We start from the raw sequence: 19,201 nt of genomic DNA, 5'->3' as shown, positions 1-19,201 counted from the left end.
TGGCCTAGATCAGGATCGCATCGAGCCGCGCGTTTTGCGCGAGCCTCCCTGACGTCGAAGAGGTGTCGGCATTGAGCGCATTGCTGGGCAATCCGATGGTCACCACGGCGGCGCTGCCGCTTGTGCTCGGCATGGCGATGGCGTTGCTGGCACGATTTGCGCTGCCGGGATCCTCGCCGGCGCTCTCGTTGATCTGGGCCGCGTTGCTGCTGTTCTTCTACTGGGACACGCTTGGCCCGCCGGTCGTGCCGCCCGTCGCCGCCAGCCAGAAGCTGATCTATCTCGCTGTTGCCGGTATTCTCATCGGGCTGTTGCCCGAGCGCCTGTTGAGCACCCCGGGCGTGCTGGTCGCCGCGGCCCTTGCGGCGGCGCTGTTGTGGCTCGGCTGGCGCCGCCTTGCTGGCGGTTCGCTCGATCCGCAGATGATCGCAGCCCTCGTCACCGGCCTTCTCGCAATCGTCGGCGTCGCGATGCTGCTGTCCCTGAAGGCTTTGCCGTCGCCGCCGGTGGAGGATCCGTTCCTGGCACCCGCGGCCATGCTCGCCATGTGCCTGGCCGGCGCCATCATCTCGGTGCTTGGCGCGTCGATCGTCACCGGGCAGTTGCTGGGATCGCTGGCCGCGCTCGCCGGCGGCTGGTGCCTCGTCCAGTACATCGCGGTGCTGCGCGGCGGCACGGCGGCCGCCTGGAGCAAGGGCGCCGAGCTGATCGTCGTCTACGCCGCGGCCACGGTGCTGATCCAGATGGCGCTGCTGGCGCCTAAGGCCAATCCGGTCGCGCTGGTGCTTTCGCCCTTGCCGCTGATCGTGGCTGCCCTGGTGCCCGCTCCGCTGCGGCGCCTTGTTCCCGGCATCAGGCCATTGCGGCCGCTGGTTGCCGGTCTGCTGATCGCCATCCCGGCGATGCTGGCCATCCTCACGGCCATCGTTCGGGCGCCGCACGGAGCCGCGCTTGGCTTTTCCTGAGCCAAGAAATGACAACCAACAATGGGGAGAGATACGTGACAATAGGAAAACTGACGGCCGCGCTGGCCTTTGCCTCGATATGCGCATTCGCATCGGCCGCGCACGCCGAAAACTACGAGATCGATGGCCAGCACGCCTGGGTCACCTTCACCATCAAGCACGGCATCTATGGCATCGCGCATGGTCAGTTCGATGCCGTCAAGGGCGCCATCGTCATGGACAAGGCCGATCCGTCGAAGAGCAGCGTGAAGGCCGAGCTCGATGTCGGCTCGGTGCACACCGCCTATGACCAGCGCGACAGCGACCTGAAAGGCCCGGACTTCTTCAACGCCGCCGAATTCCCGGCGATCTTGTTCGAGAGCACCAAGATCGAGAAGGTCGGCGACAAGACCGGCAAGGTGACCGGCAATCTCACCATCAGCGGCGTCTCCAAGGAGATCACACTCGACGTGACGCTGATCAACGAGGCGCCGGCGCCCTGGGATGCGACGCTGACCAAGGCAGCGTTCACGGCCACCGGAAAGATCAGCACCGCGGATTTCCCGATGGCCAAGGCTGCCGCCGGCTTCGGCCTCGGCCCGGATGTCGACATCGTCATCGATCTCGAAGCGGTGAAGAAATAGGCCCCTTCTTTGTTTGGCGCAATTCCCCAGGGGAAGCGCTACGCACTTTCCCCGGGAAAACCGCTTCACACTTTCCTGGAATTGCTCTTGCGGGGGTGGCGGCTGCCGCGCGGCCGAGAGGTCGCGCGGCATCAATGGACGAGGCGCGAAGTGCGCGCTCAGTCAAAACAAAGTTCCCGCTTGGACAAGACGCGAAACGGCTGATGCCGCACTATGCCCAGCGAAGATCGGCGCAGCCGGCACAGCACCAATCGGGATGGAACCATGCGATTTTCCGGAAAGACGGCTTTCATCACTGGCGGCGGCACCGGCATTGGTGCCGCGGTCGCAAGGCGCATGGCGGCGGACGGCGCCAAGGTGGTGCTGATGGGCCGGCGGCGCGAGCCGCTGGAGGCCGTCACCAGGGATATTGGCGGTCTGGTGGTGCAGGGCGATGCCGCCGATCCGAAGGCGGTGCGTGCGGCGCTTGCCGAAGTGCATGAAAAAATTGGACCGGTCGATATCCTCGTCGCCAATGCCGGCGGCCATGGTGTCGGCCCGACGATTTCGATGAGCGACGAAACCTGGAGCCTGGCGACGCGCACCAATCTCGACACCGCTTTCGTTTGCGCCCGCGAATGCCTGCCGGACCTGCTCGCGCGGAAGGGCAACATCGTCGTCGTTGCCTCGATCGCCGGGCTGTTTGCCGGCCCGGACGCTGCCGGCTACGTCACCATGAAGCATGCCTGCATCGGCTTCGGCAAATCGTTGGCGCGCGACTATGGCCGCAAGGGCGTGCGCACCAATATCATCTGCCCGGGCTGGGTCTCAACCGACATGGCCGACGAGCAGATGGCGCTGATCGTCGAGAAACACGGACTTGGCTCGACCGACGAGGCCTACCGTCTGGTGACCAAGGATGTGCCGCTCGGCCGTCCGGCGACACCGGAAGAGGTTTCCAACGTTATCTGCTTCGTCGCTTCGAGCGAGGCGGCCATGATGAACGGTTCGATCCTGACCGTCGACGGCGGCGCTACCGTCGTCGACCTGCCGACATTAGCTTTTGTCGATTGATTGGGAGAGTGCGATGAAGGACCAGAACAGGCCGGCGGACTGGAAGCATTTCGATGATTTCGCCGCCGGCATCGCCACCAACCGGCTGGCGACGACGTCAGCGTTGCGCGGCCAGACCTTCAAGATCACGCTGGACACCGGGCGAACAATCGACCTTGCCTTCACGTCGGCCGACACGGTGGCGTGGAGCGAGGGTAGCGAGGCGGGGGCGGACTGGTACGAGGCGCTCGAAGTCGCCGCAAATGTGTTCTTCATCAACATGACTTTCGCCGCCCGGCCGACCGAGGATGAGGCCTACGTCGTGAACACCAGCACGCGCCGGGTGCTGTCGGTGCGCGAACGGGTGCGTGAAGAAGGCGAAGCGCCCGGCGAGCCGCTCGTCGCGCAGACCTGGTCGGCCGGCGTACTCGGGGATCCCGGCAAGGCGCCGACCGGTATCAAGCCGGCGCCGAGCCGGGACCTGATCGGGCTCACCGCGCACTACACCTACAGCCCCAACCACGTCTACGAGCACATCTATCTGAGCTCCGAGCGTTATGGCTGGCAGAACCTCGTCGGCATCCAGCGTGGCCATGGCGACGTCGACCTCGCGACCACCTGGAAGTTTGCAGACAACCAATATGTGTTCGGCTTTCGCGAGTTCATCATCCCGGTCGCCTCGCTGTTCTTCTACAATTGGGACGTCATGCGCTCGACCGGGAAATTCCTCGGCGTGACCGGCCTGGGCAAGGTCGAGAACAAGCCGGCAGGCGCTCACATCGAGAAGAAATCCAGAACCGTCTATGACGAAGGCAAGGCGCCGGTCTGACCGTGCGGGAGAACGCGATGAACAAGAACTACGAAGCGATCAAGGCTCATTACGCCGGCTCCGATGCCAAGGATTTGGCCGCGATGATGGCGCCGATCACCAGCCGCACCGCCTGGACCGAAATGGCGGGCTTCCCCTATGCCGGCACCTATGTCGGCCCCGACGCCATCATAGCGGGGGTCTTCAAGCGCATCGGCGAGGAGTGGGACGGCTACACGCTGAAGCTCGAAAGACTGGTCGATGGCGGCGCCACAATCGTCGGCATCGGCACCTATTCGGGCACCTACAGGAAGACCGGCAAGCCAATGTCCGCGCGCGTCGTCCATGTCTGGGAGATGGACGACGGTAAAGCCGTGAGTTTCGAGCAATTCACCGACACCAGACTGGTCGCGGCAGCGACGGTCTGAGGCATGCGGGCGGGCGCCGATGCGTCTGGCCGATGAAACAACCTGGGAGGATGCAATGGGAAAAAATCTGAAGGCAATTCTGGCGGGCCTGGTGCTGGCGACCGCAGTTGCGGCCGGCGTCACAGGGGTCGCGAATGCCGCCGGCGATGAGATCGTCATCGGCGCGCCGATCTCCTTGACCGGGCCGCTGGCCGGCGACGGCAAGGAGCAGAAATGGGCCTATGAGCAAGCGGTGGCCGATATCAACAAGGCTGGCGGCATCATGCTCAAGTCGGCCGGCAAGAAGCTGCCGGTGCGCCTCGTCGTCGCCGACGACGAAAGCTCGGAAGGCAAGGTCGCCTCGGCGCTGGAAAACCTGATCAAGGTGCAGAAGGTCGACGCGCTGCTATCGACCCATTCCGGGCCGATGAACATCGCCGGTGCCATCGTCGCCGAGAAATACAAGAAGTTCTACATGATCACGACGGCGTTCCCGTTCGAGTGGCAGCCGTTGAAGCTCAAATATTCGGCCCTCTTCTTCTTCCACCCGGGGCCGGGCGCCGAAGTGCCATTCGAGATCTGGAACAAGCTGCCGGCCAATGAGAAGCCGAAGAACCCGGCTCTTGTCACCGAGGATTCGCCCGACGGCAAGGGCTTTGGCGGCGCCTTCGAGGCGGCTGCGAAGAAATATGGTTACACTTTCGCCGTGGACGATCCCTGGGCGATCGGGGCCACCGACTACTCGGCACTGATCACCAAGCTCAAGGCCGCCAACGTCGACGCCATGCTGGTGTTCGGCTCGCCGGCCGACACTGTGACGCTGCTGCGCCAGATGAAGGAGCTCGGCTTCTCCGTACCTTATCTGCATGGCTGGAAGGGCACCTGGACGGGCGAGTTCCACGAAGCGCTCGGAGCGGATTCAGACTACATCATGACTGACGGTTTCTGGTCGTCGAGCTATCCCTATCGAGGCGCCAAGGAACTCGGAGATCGCTACGAGGCCGAATTCAAGAAGGACTCCGTCACAGTCGGCGCCTTCTACGCTAATGCGCAGGTGCTGGCGCAGGCGATCGAAAAGGCGGGAACCACCGATGCCGCCGCGCTGCATGACGTGATCTTCAACCAGGAATTCAAGGACACCGTCGTCGGCGATCTCAAATTCGACCAGACAGGCTTTGCCCTGATCCCCAGCGTCGCCACGCAATGGTGGCAAGGCAAGCACCAGCTGATCTTCCCCAATGGCAACTGGACCTACAAGCCGGCGCCGGCCTGGGACAAGCGCTGAGCGGCGAGGGCACGGGCTCCGACGTTGCCGCCCGCCCCTTCTCCCCCGTCGTACGCGGGGAGAAGGGCGGCGGGGCGACGAGGGCGGCGCTGACCTCGACAGATTGCATGGACAGCTTCCCCTGGAGAAACGGAAACACACGATGCAGCCTGACGAGACCTTGCTTCGCCTCGAGGCGATCCAGAAGCGGTTCGGCGGGCTTGTCGTGCTCAACAACATCGACATCGCCGTCGGACCCAATGAGCTGATCGGCCTGATCGGTCCCAACGGCGCCGGCAAGTCGACACTGTTCAACGTAATTACCGCGCTCTACACCCCAACCCAGGGCCGTATCCGCTTCCGTGGCGAGGACATCACCGGCACGGCCCCGCATCGCATCTGCCGGCTCGGCATTGCCCGCACTTTCCAGCTGGTGCGCACGTTCCTGACCATGACCGCCTTCGAGAACGTCATGGTTGGCGCCGTCTATGGCTCCGGCGGCCGGGTCAAGCATGCGACGGCAGCCGCCGAGGAGGCCCTTGAACTGGTCGGGCTGACTGGCAAGCGCGATATCCGCACTGCACACATGACGCTGTCGGACCGGCGACTGCTGGAGATCGCGCGAGCCGTCGCCTCCCGCCCGGGGCTGCTGTTGCTGGACGAGCCGATGGCGGGGCTGAACCCGACCGAGATCCAGCGCATGGTCGATGTCATTCGCCGCGTGCGCACAGACAAGGGGGTCTCGATCCTGTGGGTAGAGCACAAGGTCGATGCCATCATGAAGGTGTGCAGCCGGGTAATCGTGCTGGACCATGGCGAGAAGATCGCCGACGGCACGCCGCGCGAGATCGTTGCCAACCGCAAAGTGATAGAGGCCTATCTTGGCGAACCGGCTGCTTGAAGTGAACAACGTGGAAGTCGCCTATGGCGACGTCGGCGCGTTGTGGGGCGTGTCGATCCACGTCGAGCCCGGCAGCATCGTCGCCATTGTCGGCGCCAACGGCGCGGGAAAGACGACGCTGCTGAAGACCATCTCCGGTCTGCTGAAGCCGAAGCGCGGCGAGATCTTCCTCTCTGGCGCGCTGCTGGCCGGCAAGGCGCCGGAGGAGATCGCGAAGATGGGCATCGCGCATGTGCCGGAAGGGCGCGGCCTGTTCCGGCAGATGACGGTGCTGGAAAACCTCGAACTCGGCGCCTTCCAACCCAAAGTTCGGAAGCGCTTCAAGCAGTCGCTGGAGAAAGCTTACACGCTGTTTCCGCGGCTAAAGGAGCGGGCAGGGCAGAAGGCCGGTTCGCTCTCCGGCGGCGAGCAGCAGATGCTGGCCATCGCGCGCGCCACCATGTCGGACCCGTCGCTGCTGATTCTCGATGAACCGTCGTTGGGGCTGAGCCCGATCGTGGTGCAGCAGATGTTCGCTCTGATCGAGACCTTGCACAAGCAGGGCGTCACCATCCTCTTGGTCGAGCAGAATATCCATCAGGCACTGAAGGTCGCCGACTACGCCTTTGTGCTGAAAACCGGCGAGCTTGCCATGCAAGGCACCGGTGCCGAGCTCATCGCCGATCCCGAAATCCAGAAGGCCTATATGGGCGTATTGGAGGTGCAATGATGCAGAACATTCCGCCTCCCGAAATCCTGCTGCAACTGTCGCTCAACGGCGCGCTGGGTGGCGCCATGTACGGCGTTGCGGCGGTGGGCCTCAGCCTCATCTTCGGCACCATGCGGCTGATCTTTCTGGCGCAGGGCGCGATGATCATCCTGTCCGCCTATTTCGTACGAGCGCTGTTCTACGGCGTCGGCATCGACCCTTTCGTGTCGCTGCTGATCGTCGTGCCCGTCGGGCTCGTTGTCGGCTGGCTGGTCTACCAAGGCCTGTTTCGCCGCGCGGCGGCAGCGGAGGACCGCAACATCTCGCTCTTGATCGCGGTCGGTCTGATGTTCCTGATCCAGAACCTGATGACGGTTATCTGGGGCGGCAACACCGCGGCGATCGTCACCTCCTACACGGCGAGCGGCATCGAGATTTTGGGCGTGCGCACCTCCTTCACCCGTTCGATGGGCTTCGTGATTGCGCTCGCCGGTACCGGCCTGGTGGTGCTGTTCCTGCGCAAGACATTGGTTGGTAAGGCGGTGCGCGCGGCCTCCGAGGACATTGAGGCGGCGACTCTGATGGGCATCAGCCCGCACCGCGTAAACGCCATCGCCTTCGCGATCGGCATAGCGCTTGCCGGAGCGGCCGGGGTCGCGGTGGCGACGACATTCCCGTTCAACCCGTTCGCCGGCTTCATCTTCAGCCTCAAGGCGCTGGTGGCGCTGGCGCTGGGCGGGATCGGCAATGTAGCGGGCGCACTTGCCGGCGGCATCATCCTCGGTCTGATCGAAGCCTATGTGCAGTATTTCATCTCGGGCGGCTGGACCAACGCCATAGCCTACGGCGTGTTCCTGGCGGTGCTCATGTTCAAGCCGGAAGGCCTGTTCAGCCGGCCCTACAAGAAGGCTTGAGCGTCATGATCAAGAAAGCCTTGCCGAAACAATTCTGGATTGGGATCGCAATTGCTGTGGTCGCGGCCCTCGCGCTGGTGCCGCTCGTGCCCGGCGCGATCGATTCTTATGCCTTTTCGCTCCTGTTCTTCGTTTTCATCTACGCCACCATGGCGCAAGGCTGGAACCTCGTTGCCGGCTTCGGCGGCCAGATCAGCCTCGGTAACCATGCCTTCTTCGGGCTCGGCGCCTACACCACCGCCATCCTGTGGAGCGGCAATTATCTCTGGGGCTCGTTCTATGACGCCTATCCGCGGATCTACTATTTCGACCCGGCGACGATGATGCTGGGCGGACTGGTCGCGGCCGTCGCCGCCATCATCATCGGCCTGCCGTTGCTGTCAAAGCTGCGCGGCGACTATTTCGCGCTCGGCACGCTCGGCTTCGGCGAGATCGTCAAGGTGATGTTCATCAATGGCGGTGATTTCACCGGCGGCGCCTTCGGCGTCGTGGCGCCCGCCGGCACCTTCGATACGCTCTTGCCGCACTATCTGGTCGGGCTCGGCCTGATGGTGGGCACGGCGCTTGCCATCCGCTTGCTGATGCGCTCGCGCTACGGCCTGGCGCTAGTCGCCGTGCGCGACGACGAGATGGCGGCATCGGCCAACGGCATTGACACGCTAAGGGTCAAGGTCGCCGCCTTTGCTGGCAGCGCCTTTATCGCCGGCGTCGCCGGCAGCCTGTACACCTACTACATCTTCCATGTCGGCCCGGACTCCGTCTTTGACCTTGACTGGATGCTTTTGCCGCTGATGATGACTGTGGTCGGCGGCACCGGCACCGTGCTCGGCCCGATCCTCGGTGCCTTCGTCATGTACGCGGTGTTCGACCTGGCGCGCATAGTGGTGCCGGATTACCACCCGGTGATTTCGGGTCTGACCATCATCTTGGCGATGCTGTTCTTGCCGAAGGGGCTGATGCGGAGTTTTGCGGGCCGGGCGCAGACAGCTTGAGGCCTGAGTATAGCCCTTTTGAGACGTAAGCGCTGCAGGTCGGGAGTGAGAGTCCTTGAGAAGGTGAGATAAAATGTGCCCGTATATGGGTGCAAAACAGTTTGCGGTATCCGATAAAGGTACGGCTAGCAGCACCTTCCTAATGCACCACCACCATTCGCACTCGCTCCCGCAAGTCTCTCGGCGCAACATCATACTTGCTTCTGAACGCCCGCGAAAAATGTGCGCTAGAATTGAACCCGCAGGCAAACGCGACTTCCGAGATGGAGGCTGAGGCGCGGGCGGGCGACAGCAGCTCCTCCTTGCTGCGCTCCAGCCGTCTATCCCACACGAATCGCTCCAGTGTGGTGCCTTCGCCTTCGAAGGCGCGGTGCAGATAGCGGCGGGAGCAGCCCATGTGGCGGGCTATGTCCTCGGCCGACAGGTTTGAACGCGCCAGGTTGGCGTCGATATAGGCGACGATGCGTTCACGCAGCGCTTCCAGCGGCGAGCGGCGGAACTCCGGCGCCGTCGGCCTTGCCTGGATCAGTCCGTTGACGAGTTGTATAAGGCTTTCTCCGACACGGCGGCAACTGGCGTCGTCGAGCTTGTGCGCGGTGCCGATCGCCATCTGCATCAGACCGGAAACGATATGGGTAAGGCTATCGTCGTTGCCGGGCAACGGCACCGGCGCCGAGAGACGCGTCAACGTCCCGTCGCCGAAAGTCGAGCGCGGCACCTGCAGGATGAGTTGGTCGACATCCGACAGGTTTTGCAGCGAATAGCTGCGCATTGGATCATAGATGATCGCAGCGCGTGGGCCGAGATCGACCGCGACCCCCTTCTGCTCGAAACGGCTGCGGCCGCTGAGCTGCATCAGGATCTTGATCGCATCGGGATCGAAGCTACGCCAGAAGGTGCGGTCGCTGACGACGAGATGCGACTTGGCCTTGATCTCGGAGAGCCGACAGGAGCCGAGATGCACGGACACGAGCTTCGGCAGCGACGGCGCCTCGCCGCGCGAGAAACGCTGGGTGATCGGGCCGAACAGCATCCGCGACGCGGATAGGAAAGCCTCGCCATCGGCGACGCTCACGTGGTGGGCGGTCATAGTCTCCTCCACATTCTCATTGTTCCCGTCTTGTCGCGGGATTGTGACGCTGCGGCAGCGCCGCGTCTTCCTTAACATGATAAGCATCTTTGCCGCAACGGCGGAGGTGATTCACGCCGCGCCGCCCGGCCAGCCGGAAGCCGGATGGGCGCTGGTCAGCATCAGCCATGTCGGACTCTGTGGGACCGACTACCATATTTTGAAGGCAAGCTCCCTACCTGGCCTATCCGCGCATCATGGGGCATGAACTCTCGGGCACCGTGACCGCGGTCGGTGAGGGCGTCGCCATCGAGTTGGGTGAGCGGGTCGGAGCCGGCTCGCGGCCGCCGAAGGTAGGGCTGCGATGCCCGAGCCGGTGAAATAGATGTTCGCGGCAGTTGCGATCGCCGACCGGTTGGCTGCTTGCGCCCGGGGGGCAGCCGAAGGCCGGGATCTAAAACGCCGCAATATTGCCTCTCGATCGGCTCCTGCTTCGAAGGCAGTCGCCGCAATGTCGATGCAGTCGGCTCATGATGTGCCGAGTTTCGATCTCGCATGGTGATGTAACTTATGCGATCAGCCCGTACTGCCGTGCCTTGTTGCGCAAGAACGGCAGACCGTTGCCCATCACAACCGCTTCACTCTCGGCCACCGGACGCCACACGCTGAGGCCAAACGCCAGACGCGGATCCATGTTGATGAAGCTCTCCATCGCGAGCCCGCCCTTGAAGCCGATCGCGGCCAGCGTCGCGAACGTCTCATCCCAATTGCAATTGCCCTCGCCCGGGGTGCCGCGATCAGACTCGGAGAGATGGATATATTTGAGGTAATCGCGGGCGGTGATAATGCCGTTGCCCATGCCCTTTTCCTCGATATTCATGTGGTAGGTATCAAGGTGCACGAACATATTGTCGGCGCCCACTCGTTCGATCAAAGCCACCGCCTGAGCCGCGGTGTTGATGATGTGGTTCTCGTAGCGGTTCACGGCTTCGACACCGAGTTCGACGCCGCGAGACTTGGCTTGCGCGGCGGCGGACGTCATCACTTTCGCAACGTTATCAAGTTCGTCCTGGGTAGGTGGCACGCCAGTACGCTCGCCGATGCCGCCATAGATTACGCCGCACAGCGCCTGGGCTCCGATGTCGGCCGTCTTGTCGATAGCCACCTTGAGAAAGTCAATCGCCTCCTGTGGGTGGCGCGATGCCCACGCATATTCGGGCAACCCTAGCGAGCACACCGCCTGCATGCCATTTGCCGCCAGCAGCTTGCGGGTGTGATCGGCATCGCAAGAAAATGGATCGGCCAGCGAAATTTCGATGAAATCGAGATCGTATTTTTTCACCGCCGCTACAGTGTGCTCGGCGCCCTCTACGGACCAACCACTCGTCCACATGCTGGTATGAACGCCAAAACCCTTCATCGTATTATCCTCATGAAATTGAGCTGCCCGGCAGCCCACCGCAAGATCATGACGCCGATCAGCATGATGCCCCAAATGGCTGTGGCCAGGTGCTGGCTGGCGCCCAAGAGATTCAGTCCCGAAGAAAGCAACTGCAAAACGATGAGGGCTAGGAAGACCGAAACGACCTTGCCGAAGCCGCCAAACGGATTCACCCCGCCCAAGAAGCAGGCAAGCACCGTAATCAGCACATAGGACTCGCCATGGCCGACACGGACGGAATTGAATCGTGCCATCATGATAATGCCGGCCAACGCACACATGGCGCCAGACAGCGCGTAGATCAGAATGATCACGCGTCGCGTCGAGATGCCGGAATAGCGCGTCGCCTCGATGTTGGAGCCGACCATATAGTTTGAAAAACCAAGCCTGGTTCGGGTCATCAAGACATGCCAGACGATGACTGCGCCGAGCAGTATCAGCAGCGGGACAGGAATGCCGACGATGCTGCCGTGGCCCAGGGGCTGGATGAATTCGGGAAAGCCCGAAATATCGGCGCCGCGGGTCAGAAACTCGCCAAGGCCGCGCAGGAAAATCATCACCGAGAGCGAAACGAGGATGGGGTGCGCGCCGGTATAGGCTATCACCGGGCCCATGACCAAGCCGCTTGCCGTGCCAACGCCGACCGCAAGAACGGAACCGAGTAGAAAGGCATAGATGCTTGCGTCCGGTCCTCCGTTGGCCTGAAGAACCCAGGCGAGCGTGAGGCCACAGAGATTGGCCGTGAACGTCACGGCGAGATTGATACCGCCCGAGATGATCGGCATCAACATCGCGAGCGTAAGCAGTCCAAGTTCAGGCAACTGGAAGGCCACCGATTCAAAAGTAGCTCTGGACAGGAACCGCGGCGAGAGAGACCCGAAAAATCCAATCACCAAAATCAATGCCAGCAAAAGCCCGATATTCTCGGCGCCCAGCTTGCTGGCAAGACGGCTCAAGGATTCATGCCGTAGGGCTCCAGTTTCGAGCACGCGCTGCGTCATGTACCCATCCTCTGCCGCAAGCCCGCGAGGATGAGCCCGAGCGGGGCGTTGGACAGCGTGATGGCAATCAGAATGATCGCCCCGACGATCATCTTGAAAGCATAGGGCGAGATGCCGAGGAGGTTCAGCCCGTTTTGCGTCACCGACACAAGAAACACGCCAAGGATGCAACCGAGCACGGTGCCGCGCCCGCCACCCAGTCTGGCACCGCCAAGGACTACCGCTGCCAGCACGTCCAGCTCGCGCCCCACCAATGCGTTGGGCACGACTTCCTGGGAATAGTGCACCTGCACAAGTCCCGCGATCCCGGCCATCAAACCAAGCCAGCCGAAGGCAATGAAGTGCATCGCCGCGATGTTGATACCGAGGCGACGGGCGCCCTCCGGGTTGTCGCCAAAAGCGTATAGCTGCCGTCCCGTGGTGGTATACCGGATAAGTCCCCAGGTGGCGGCGACGCAGACCGCCATGATCGCAACCGGCAGTGTTAGCTCGGCCCAATTGCCATTCGCCTGTTGGAACTCGAAAAGCACAGTGCGATGCGTCCACCATGCAGGCAGATTGTAGATCGATACACCGTGCGTGAAGAACATCAGCAGGCCGAAAAAAATATTGAAGGTGGCGATGGTGACAACGATTGAAATGATCTGGAAATAGTAGATGAGGCCGGCGTTCACCGCACCCAGGGCGATCCCGACAATTGCCGCCAAGGTGAGGCCGATGAACCAATCACCACCTCCCATTTGGGCTAGAGCCAGCGCCACGACGTATTGAACCACTGACGCGGCCACAGCGAAGGAGATGTCGATGCCCCCAGCGATCAACACCACCAGCAGCCCAACCGCGAAGATCAGATTTGTCGAGCTTGTGTTGAGCAGGTTGAAGAGATTGGCAATGGTGAAGAATTTGTCGCTCGCAACGGAGAGACCTGCGCTCATGATGAGAAGAACCACAACGAGCCATGTCTCGGTGGGATGAGCCCGGAAGAGCTTGCCGCGGTTACGCATAGACGGCAGCTTCCAGGTCGCCGAGCGAGATGGCGTGCGGGTCGTATTCGGCGACTATCTTGCCCGCGGCCATATGGAGGATGCGATCGGCGTTGAAATAGACCTCCGGCACTTCATCGGATATCAGCAGAATCGCCAGGCCTTCGGCAGCGAGCTTGGCGACAATCTCGAAGATGCCGGCCCGCGCGCCAACGTCCACCCCCACGGTTGGCGAATCAAGAATGATCAGTTTCAGGCCGACCGCCAGCCATTTGGCGATGGCCACCCTTTGCTGGTTGCCGCCCGAGAGTGTGGAAATCGCATCCGTATGCCGCCCGATTTTTATCGCCAATTCCTCGATCCAATGATTGACGAGCGCATCCTTCTTCTCCGAGGAGATCAGCCCTCGATCAAGGATCTTGTCGAGCACCGGGATAACGGCGTTGTCGGCGATGGACTGAGCTTGTATGAGACCAAGGGACAAGCGGTCTTCGGAGAGGTAGCCAATACCTGCCCGGATTGCGTCGCGGTTGGAGTTCAGATGAAGAACCGTCCCGTTAAGTGAGATGCTGCCGCGGTCTGGGCGCAGCATGCCGAAAATCGAAAGCGCGAGTTCTGTGCGACCGGCGCCGAGTAGCCCGGTCAGGCCAAGCGTTTCACCGCGCCGTATTGTCAGCGAAACGTCGTCATAGTCGCCTGCGCGGGTCAATCGGTCGATCTTCAACACGACGGGTGATCCACTAAGGTTTCTCGTGCTCACGGTTTGGTCGAAAGTCTTGCCGGTCATTAGTTCGGTTAGGCGTGATTGGGTCATTCCGGCGGTCGGGAACACCCCAACGACCTTACCGTCGCGCAGAACGGTGACGCGACTTGAGATCTCCAGAACTTCTGCAAGGCGATGGCTGACGAAGACGATGGCCATGCCTTCATTCGAGAGTGTTCGAACGATCGCGAGCAACCGGTCTGTTTCCGATTGAGTAAGCGACGATGTGGGCTCGTCCATGAAAATAACCTTCGCATCGCCGGCGAGCGCCCGGGCGATGGCGACGATCTGACGTTGGGCGATTGCAAAGCTACGCAGAGGCGCGTCGACATCGAGGTCGGCGCCAAGCCGCGCCAACAGCCCTCGCGCCACCTCGCGAATGCGCGAATGATCGACGAGCCGAGGCATTTTGCCGAGGACAGTTCTGATCCCGATATTTTCCGCGACTGTCATTTCAGGAAACAGTGCGAGGTCCTGCCAGATGACTTCCACCCCGGCGCTGCGCGCCGCAGCCGGCGACATGATGTCGACAGACTTTCCGGCGATCGACATGTTTGCGCCGGCTAGCGGCTGACAAACGCCGGTGATTACCTTGATCAGGGTGCTCTTGCCGCTGCCGTTCTCACCGGCGATGCATTGCACTTCACCCGGGAGAACCTCGAAGGCGACATCCTGGAGGGCTCTAACGCCACCAAATGTGACGCTTATGTTGCTAAACGACAGAACCGATGGGAGGTCCTGCGTCGTAGACGCGACGAGGTTCACGGCGGGCCCTTCTGAAATGACAAGGATGGGGCGTGCCGGGATTGATCTGCCACCCCGGCACGCCAGCCATGGTCCGCCATCTAAAGCCCTAGGGCTGCAAGACCATCGACAGTTTCGACCGTGATAGGCTGCACAGCGTCCACGATGATGGTGCCGGTTTTGAAGTCAGGGTGAACGACACCCAGACCTTCGATCGTCATGCCGTCGGTGATTTCACCGCCGCCCGCCAGAAAATCAGCCATCGTTACGAATACTTTGCCCGCTTCCAGAGGATTCCACATATAGCCGCCGTCAATAATGCCGGACTTGAGCATTGCGCTGCCTTGACTAGGCGAGAATGAACCGACAAGAACCACCTTGTCACCAAGCTTCTGCTCCTCGATCGCGCGTCCGGCGCCGATCGGTCCCTGACTGCCGAACGTCAGGAAGCCGCCGAGGTCAGGATTGGCGGCAAGCACATCCAGAGCCGTCTTCCGGCTGTCATCGGCGCTTTCGGCCACGCCATATCTGTCGCCAACCATCTGCATGTCGGGAAAGTTCTTCTTCAGGTAGGCGATTGCAGCATCGGCCCAGGCATTGTGTGCGGGCACGGTAAGAGAACCCACGTACACCACGTACTTGCCTTTGCCGCCCATTTTCTCGGCAAATAGCTTGGCATGGGCCTCACCGAAACCAACGGCCGAGACCATTTCGAAGTCCCAATCAGCGTTCACCTGGTCTGGCGATTCATGGGTTATGACCTTGATGCCCGTGTCGCGCGCCTTTTTTAGAACCGGCTCGAGAACGTTTGCATCATTCGGCACGACGCCAATTACGCTGACGCCCTGAGCTATCAGGTCTTCGATCGCGCGGACCTGAAGTGCCGGGTCGGCGCTGGTCGGCCCGACCATGAAGCCGTCGTCGCCAAGCTCTTTCGACTTTTCCTTTATTCCCGTTTCCATGGCATTGAACCAGGGAATGCCGCCGATCTTCACGACGACTCCAACCTTGACGTCCTTTGCCAGCGCAGCATTCATTGTGGCGACGGAAAGGGCTGCGCCGAACGCTGCCGCGAGTATAGTTTTTGCTAACATTTAATTCCTCCCTGATTGACGAGTTTTTGAGTTGCCTATTGCCCATGTCGGCTTTGTTTGGCCCACCCCTTTGTGCCCGACGGCATTGACGCACTCGGCGCCGCATTCCTCCCAGAACGCGCCATAAAAGACTTTGAATGCCGGGCGGTCAAGGTGCTAAATAGATTTAGCAAGGCGGTCACGCCACCAGCGTCTAAAAACATTTCTCGATTGATGTAAACGATCCGCCCTTTCGCACTCAGGCTGCACCCGTAGAAAGGACATGCGATCCCCCGCGAGCCTTGGGTGGAGGCGGTGCTACCCAGATCCGAGGTGCTGATGAACGGAGTTGAACTTCTGCAACGATGTCTCGTGACAAAGAATTGCTAGTGGTCGATGCTCGATTTGGATGCCGAATCCCAATCTTCTTGGGCGCCGTCATGCTCTCCGGTTCGCCCAAAGCTGGTCGGTACGGTCACCAGCGGAAAGTGGTCTATCGAATAATTCTCCAGAAGCGAAAATCCTTCAGCAATCATCACCTCGACATTCTGTCGGACCATGGTCACATCGAAGGGCAAATGCGCCGCGAATGGATCCCAGTCGAAGCTTCCGACAACAACCCGTCCAAGCTCACTTGAGGCTAGCGTCGAAGTGAACCGCAATGTTCCTTCAAGTGCGGTCACGCCGTTGACGAACATACCTGAGGGCAGATGCCCAAGCTGAGCGTATCGTGCAGCGAGAGACCGAGCAGCGTTGGTCGGTGCGTATCCGCAGCAGTCAATCGTGCCCGGGCCCGTAACAATCCCATGCGCTGCCAGCGCATCGTGAAAACCCAGCAAACGGCTACGTGTTGCGTCATCATCGCTGACCCCGCCAAAGAAGAAGAGATCTTCGGTGGAGCCCCCTCGTTCTTTCAATTTCTGAACAATGATCTCTGTGAGCGCCTTGGCGCCCCCGTAGTTGTCAGAAACAACTGAGGGAGCCCGGCGGCCTGGCAGATCGATGTTGATGCACCGGACGCCCGCTGCCCGGCACAGATCATTCAGCGGATCGGGGTCACGAACGCCCGCAAGGAAGAGAAATTCCACCTGCTGGGCCAGCAGGGTTTCCGTCACACTCAACTCGTTATCAGGATTGCGATGGGTGCTGACGACGATCGGGCACAAGCGGTGGACGCGGGATTCCGCTTCAAAGGCTTCGGCCAATCCGGCGAAGAAGCGATTGCGGTAATGTGGCAAGATCATTCCAGCGAGCCCGGATCGGGAAAGCCGCAATCCTCGTGCCTTGAGGTTGACAGCATAGCCAAGCCGCTCAGCCCAATCGAGGATGGTCGCTGCGGTTTCCGCCTTGATCCGGTGCTGTTGCCACGAGCCATTGAGGACGAGACTAACCGCTGTCGGGGACAACTTTGCCGCCACCGCGATGTCATAAATCGTTGACTTGCGTCGGACAGACTTTCTCGCCATTCGTGACGCTCCTACTAGCAGATGCAGTAGACGCTAGTGCGGGGTCAAGGCAACATCTCTAAATTGCGTCAAACGGTTTGGAGGAGCGACCCCACGGAAGGACGCGGCCTCTCGTGCCTCCGGTCCGGTCTCCCTGATTGTCTCGATCGTTGCAATGACAGCGCCAGGGAAATCGGCAGATTTGGGATTTTCCCTGAAGCTTTCGTTCAGCGTCCCTGGAGACACCAACCCCAGTGTTTCGGCTTTGGTCTCCCCGATGATCAATCACCTTGCAAAGGTCGACGAGAAGTTTCGATCAGTTTGGAGCCCACCGTTGGCGATGGTCGGGCGCACGCGTCACGATCGAGTCCTCCGTTTCAATAGCGGGAAGATGAAAGCTTTGGGTTTCTGAGTCTCTATCTGGCCCCAAAAGGGTGCTGCCGGATGCGCCTCGTCTCCGGGCGTTGTTTGCGTACTTGGCCGAGGTGCCCTTGCTTGGCAAGTTCCTTCCGCGACAAGGGTCTGCTCGACAGCATTTTCGTCGCTATTGCCAATGCGGAGCCCCGAAGGATCAAAACCGGTTAGCAGCATGATGCCGACGGTTCAGAGCAAGCGACTCAGATTCCCGATTTGCTCAGAGTCTCCCAGCCTGTGGCTCTCCGTGCAGCGGGCCTTGAGCGTCTGGCTCGGCCTTTTTGAAAGCTCGCCTCCAATCGCTGGACGAGTTTGGCGGCAAGGCTAGTCGTCTCCATCGGTGTTATGATCGATGCCAGGGAGGCCGCCTGGACCATGGCGTGAACTCATTGCCGTATGCTGGCAGTGCAAGGCAATGAACTGACTGCACAACATGTAGGTGCATTCGTGGATCAAATTTCCAGATAGCCAAACAGCGCGCGTATCTCGATTAGGTGGCAAGGAGTTGCGAAAGCTATGTTCGCAGTTTGAGAATCGTCCGATATGCCGCACAACGATGCCGGCAAGACGAGCCGAGAATGATCTGACGCAATGTTCAGATCCAAGAAGGACGGTTACCTGTGGCCCAGAAAGGAATCACACTAAAGGACGTTGCCGCAGCGGCTAAGGTGTCGCGCGCCACGGCCGCCCGGGCGCTCAACAGCTATGGTTACGTTGGCGACGAGACGGCGCTCCGCGTGGTTGAGGCAGCCGAAAGGCTGGGCTATCGGGCCAACCTCGTCGCGCAGGCGCTGCGCAGCGGACAATTGCCGATCATAGGCTTCGTGCCCGGCGATATCCAGAATCCGTTCTTCGCCCGAATCGCGCACGACATAGAGGTGGAACTGCGCAAGCACCGCCACAATCTTCTGATTGCCAGCAGCGAGGAGAATGTAGAACAGGAGAAAGAACTGCTTAAGAGCCTTCGCTCGCTCAGCATTCGCGGCTTCATCCTTGCCCCAACGTCTGCAACCGACAGCCAGCATATTGTGCAACTGGCCCGCGAAGGCGCACCGATCGTGCTCATCGACCGCGTGGTAAAGGACCTGCAATGCGACAGCGTCGTCGTCGACAACGAGGGCGGGGCACGCGAGGCAGTGGACTATCTAGTTGGCAACGGTCACCACCGGATCGGTCTTTTGCGCGACGAGTCACGCATCTTTACGGCACAGGAACGCTTGGCTGGCTACCAAAACTCGCTCCACTCGCATGGGATCGCAATCGATGAAGCGCTCATCGGCGTATCGCGCTCGACCGTCGAGCACGCCATCGAAGCCACGATCCGCCTGTTCAGCCGGCGCAATCGCCCGACCGCACTGTTCACGGTGGACAGCCTCATGACGCAAGGCGCGCTTCTTGGCCTGCGTTCAATGGGGCTCTCGATTCCGCATGATGTGTCGGTGGTTGGCTTCGATGACTTCAACCTCGCCACGTTCACCGATCCGCAGATAACGGTCGTGGCGCAACCCATCTCCGAGATCGGACCGCTCGCCGCCAGATACCTGCTGGAGCGGCTTGCCGGCAAAAAGGTTGCACCGCGCCGTACCCGATTTCAGACCCGCTTGATCGTACGCGGATCGGTTGCCCGGCGCGCTGTGCGCTAAAGAGCAAACCCCTCGAGTTCGGAGAATTTCG

Annotated in this window: 19 protein-coding genes; 12 read left to right on the top strand and 7 right to left on the bottom strand. The window is 61.0% G+C overall.

The window, feature by feature from the left end:
• Window positions 1–71: 71 nt before the first annotated feature.
• From ACYG9R_RS05800 to ACYG9R_RS05755, 10 genes are all read left to right on the top strand, one after another.
• Entirely contained in the window at window positions 72–965 is an 894-nt protein-coding gene (locus ACYG9R_RS05800; protein WP_027050215.1) for a hypothetical protein, read from the top strand.
• A gap of 35 nt (window positions 966–1,000) precedes the next feature.
• Window positions 1,001–1,588, top strand: a complete 588-nt coding sequence (locus tag ACYG9R_RS05795; RefSeq protein ID WP_023823618.1) for a YceI family protein — start codon at window positions 1,001–1,003, stop codon at window positions 1,586–1,588.
• A gap of 264 nt (window positions 1,589–1,852) precedes the next feature.
• On the top strand, window positions 1,853–2,641 hold the full coding sequence (locus ACYG9R_RS05790; RefSeq protein ID WP_023823617.1) for an SDR family NAD(P)-dependent oxidoreductase: 789 nt from the start codon (window positions 1,853–1,855) through the stop codon (window positions 2,639–2,641).
• Window positions 2,642–2,654: 13 nt separating this feature from the next.
• Window positions 2,655–3,449, top strand: coding sequence for a MoaF C-terminal domain-containing protein (locus ACYG9R_RS05785; protein ID WP_023710101.1), 795 nt, complete (start codon window positions 2,655–2,657; stop codon window positions 3,447–3,449).
• 17 nt (window positions 3,450–3,466) lie between these two features.
• A complete protein-coding gene (locus ACYG9R_RS05780; protein WP_023710100.1) occupies window positions 3,467–3,856 on the top strand; it encodes a nuclear transport factor 2 family protein in 390 nt (129 codons plus the stop codon).
• Window positions 3,857–3,911: 55 nt separating this feature from the next.
• Window positions 3,912–5,120: an amino acid ABC transporter substrate-binding protein gene (locus ACYG9R_RS05775; protein ID WP_023735714.1), complete on the top strand. Its 1,209-nt coding sequence runs from the start codon at window positions 3,912–3,914 to the stop codon at window positions 5,118–5,120.
• A 142-nt stretch (window positions 5,121–5,262) separates the two neighbouring features.
• Entirely contained in the window at window positions 5,263–6,000 is a 738-nt protein-coding gene (locus tag ACYG9R_RS05770) for an ABC transporter ATP-binding protein (RefSeq protein WP_023723345.1), read from the top strand.
• Window positions 5,981–6,709: an ABC transporter ATP-binding protein gene (locus tag ACYG9R_RS05765; protein ID WP_081726827.1), complete on the top strand. Its 729-nt coding sequence runs from the start codon at window positions 5,981–5,983 to the stop codon at window positions 6,707–6,709. The genes ACYG9R_RS05770 and ACYG9R_RS05765 overlap by 20 nt, the downstream gene beginning before the upstream one ends.
• Window positions 6,706–7,602, top strand: coding sequence for a branched-chain amino acid ABC transporter permease (locus ACYG9R_RS05760; RefSeq protein WP_023686860.1), 897 nt, complete (start codon window positions 6,706–6,708; stop codon window positions 7,600–7,602). Before ACYG9R_RS05765 ends, ACYG9R_RS05760 begins: the two co-directional genes overlap by 4 nt.
• A 5-nt stretch (window positions 7,603–7,607) precedes the next feature.
• On the top strand, window positions 7,608–8,594 hold the full coding sequence (locus tag ACYG9R_RS05755; RefSeq protein ID WP_023823615.1) for a branched-chain amino acid ABC transporter permease: 987 nt from the start codon (window positions 7,608–7,610) through the stop codon (window positions 8,592–8,594).
• 139 nt (window positions 8,595–8,733) lie between these two features.
• On the opposite strand, the gene ACYG9R_RS05750 is transcribed toward ACYG9R_RS05755, so the two are convergent.
• Window positions 8,734–9,684, bottom strand: coding sequence for a helix-turn-helix domain-containing protein (locus ACYG9R_RS05750; protein WP_196813577.1), 951 nt, complete (start codon window positions 9,682–9,684; stop codon window positions 8,734–8,736).
• Window positions 9,685–9,920: 236 nt separating this feature from the next.
• Between ACYG9R_RS05750 and ACYG9R_RS05745 the strand changes: the two genes are divergently transcribed.
• Window positions 9,921–10,043: a hypothetical protein gene (locus tag ACYG9R_RS05745; protein ID WP_460221811.1), complete on the top strand. Its 123-nt coding sequence runs from the start codon at window positions 9,921–9,923 to the stop codon at window positions 10,041–10,043.
• 188 nt (window positions 10,044–10,231) lie between these two features.
• On the opposite strand, the gene ACYG9R_RS05740 is transcribed toward ACYG9R_RS05745, so the two are convergent.
• The 6 genes from ACYG9R_RS05740 to ACYG9R_RS05715 all read right to left on the bottom strand — a co-directional run bounded on the left by ACYG9R_RS05740 (window position 10,232) and on the right by ACYG9R_RS05715 (window position 17,134).
• Window positions 10,232–11,083 carry a sugar phosphate isomerase/epimerase family protein gene (locus ACYG9R_RS05740; protein ID WP_023823613.1) on the bottom strand — a complete coding sequence of 284 codons (852 nt, stop codon included), beginning with the start codon at window positions 11,081–11,083 and terminating at the stop codon, window positions 10,232–10,234.
• The gene (locus ACYG9R_RS05735; protein ID WP_155923227.1) at window positions 11,080–12,105 is read right to left on the bottom strand and encodes an ABC transporter permease; all 1,026 of its coding nucleotides are present in this window, start codon (window positions 12,103–12,105) and stop codon (window positions 11,080–11,082) included. Before ACYG9R_RS05735 ends, ACYG9R_RS05740 begins: the two co-directional genes overlap by 4 nt.
• Entirely contained in the window at window positions 12,102–13,109 is a 1,008-nt protein-coding gene (locus ACYG9R_RS05730; protein WP_023823611.1) for an ABC transporter permease, read from the bottom strand. The genes ACYG9R_RS05735 and ACYG9R_RS05730 overlap by 4 nt, the downstream gene beginning before the upstream one ends.
• Entirely contained in the window at window positions 13,102–14,616 is a 1,515-nt protein-coding gene (locus ACYG9R_RS05725) for a sugar ABC transporter ATP-binding protein (protein ID WP_023823610.1), read from the bottom strand. The genes ACYG9R_RS05730 and ACYG9R_RS05725 overlap by 8 nt, the downstream gene beginning before the upstream one ends.
• An 80-nt stretch (window positions 14,617–14,696) precedes the next feature.
• Window positions 14,697–15,689, bottom strand: a complete 993-nt coding sequence (locus tag ACYG9R_RS05720) for a substrate-binding domain-containing protein (protein WP_023704355.1) — start codon at window positions 15,687–15,689, stop codon at window positions 14,697–14,699.
• Between the two features lie 365 nt (window positions 15,690–16,054).
• Entirely contained in the window at window positions 16,055–17,134 is a 1,080-nt protein-coding gene (locus ACYG9R_RS05715) for a LacI family DNA-binding transcriptional regulator (RefSeq protein ID WP_023667744.1), read from the bottom strand.
• A 1,013-nt stretch (window positions 17,135–18,147) separates the two neighbouring features.
• Between ACYG9R_RS05715 and ACYG9R_RS05710 the strand changes: the two genes are divergently transcribed.
• Window positions 18,148–19,170 (top strand): LacI family DNA-binding transcriptional regulator, encoded by a 1,023-nt coding sequence (locus ACYG9R_RS05710; RefSeq protein WP_023823609.1) that lies wholly within the window; start codon window positions 18,148–18,150, stop codon window positions 19,168–19,170.
• Window positions 19,171–19,201: the final 31 nt, after the last annotated feature.

Source organism: Mesorhizobium sp. RSR565B (assembly GCF_054719465.1).
Note: the sequence above shows the minus strand (reverse complement) of the source record. Positions and strands in the feature narration are given on the sequence as shown.

Excerpts from the sequence above, each read along its gene's own strand:
- ACYG9R_RS05745 (WP_460221811.1), top strand. The coding sequence starts at position 9,921 with ATGGGGCATGAACTCTCGGGCACCGTGACCGCGGTCGGTGAGGGCGTC.
- ACYG9R_RS05735 (WP_155923227.1), bottom strand. The coding sequence starts at position 12,105 with ATGACGCAGCGCGTGCTCGAAACTGGAGCCCTACGGCATGAATCCTTG.
- ACYG9R_RS05740 (WP_023823613.1), bottom strand. The coding sequence starts at position 11,083 with ATGAAGGGTTTTGGCGTTCATACCAGCATGTGGACGAGTGGTTGGTCC.
- ACYG9R_RS05770 (WP_023723345.1), top strand. The coding sequence starts at position 5,263 with ATGCAGCCTGACGAGACCTTGCTTCGCCTCGAGGCGATCCAGAAGCGG.
- ACYG9R_RS05730 (WP_023823611.1), bottom strand. The coding sequence starts at position 13,109 with ATGCGTAACCGCGGCAAGCTCTTCCGGGCTCATCCCACCGAGACATGG.
- ACYG9R_RS05775 (WP_023735714.1), top strand. The coding sequence starts at position 3,912 with ATGGGAAAAAATCTGAAGGCAATTCTGGCGGGCCTGGTGCTGGCGACC.
- ACYG9R_RS05760 (WP_023686860.1), top strand. The coding sequence starts at position 6,706 with ATGATGCAGAACATTCCGCCTCCCGAAATCCTGCTGCAACTGTCGCTC.
- ACYG9R_RS05790 (WP_023823617.1), top strand. The coding sequence starts at position 1,853 with ATGCGATTTTCCGGAAAGACGGCTTTCATCACTGGCGGCGGCACCGGC.
- ACYG9R_RS05755 (WP_023823615.1), top strand. The coding sequence starts at position 7,608 with ATGATCAAGAAAGCCTTGCCGAAACAATTCTGGATTGGGATCGCAATT.
- ACYG9R_RS05785 (WP_023710101.1), top strand. The coding sequence starts at position 2,655 with ATGAAGGACCAGAACAGGCCGGCGGACTGGAAGCATTTCGATGATTTC.
- ACYG9R_RS05715 (WP_023667744.1), bottom strand. The coding sequence starts at position 17,134 with ATGGCGAGAAAGTCTGTCCGACGCAAGTCAACGATTTATGACATCGCG.
- ACYG9R_RS05780 (WP_023710100.1), top strand. The coding sequence starts at position 3,467 with ATGAACAAGAACTACGAAGCGATCAAGGCTCATTACGCCGGCTCCGAT.
- ACYG9R_RS05720 (WP_023704355.1), bottom strand. The coding sequence starts at position 15,689 with ATGTTAGCAAAAACTATACTCGCGGCAGCGTTCGGCGCAGCCCTTTCC.
- ACYG9R_RS05750 (WP_196813577.1), bottom strand. The coding sequence starts at position 9,684 with ATGACCGCCCACCACGTGAGCGTCGCCGATGGCGAGGCTTTCCTATCC.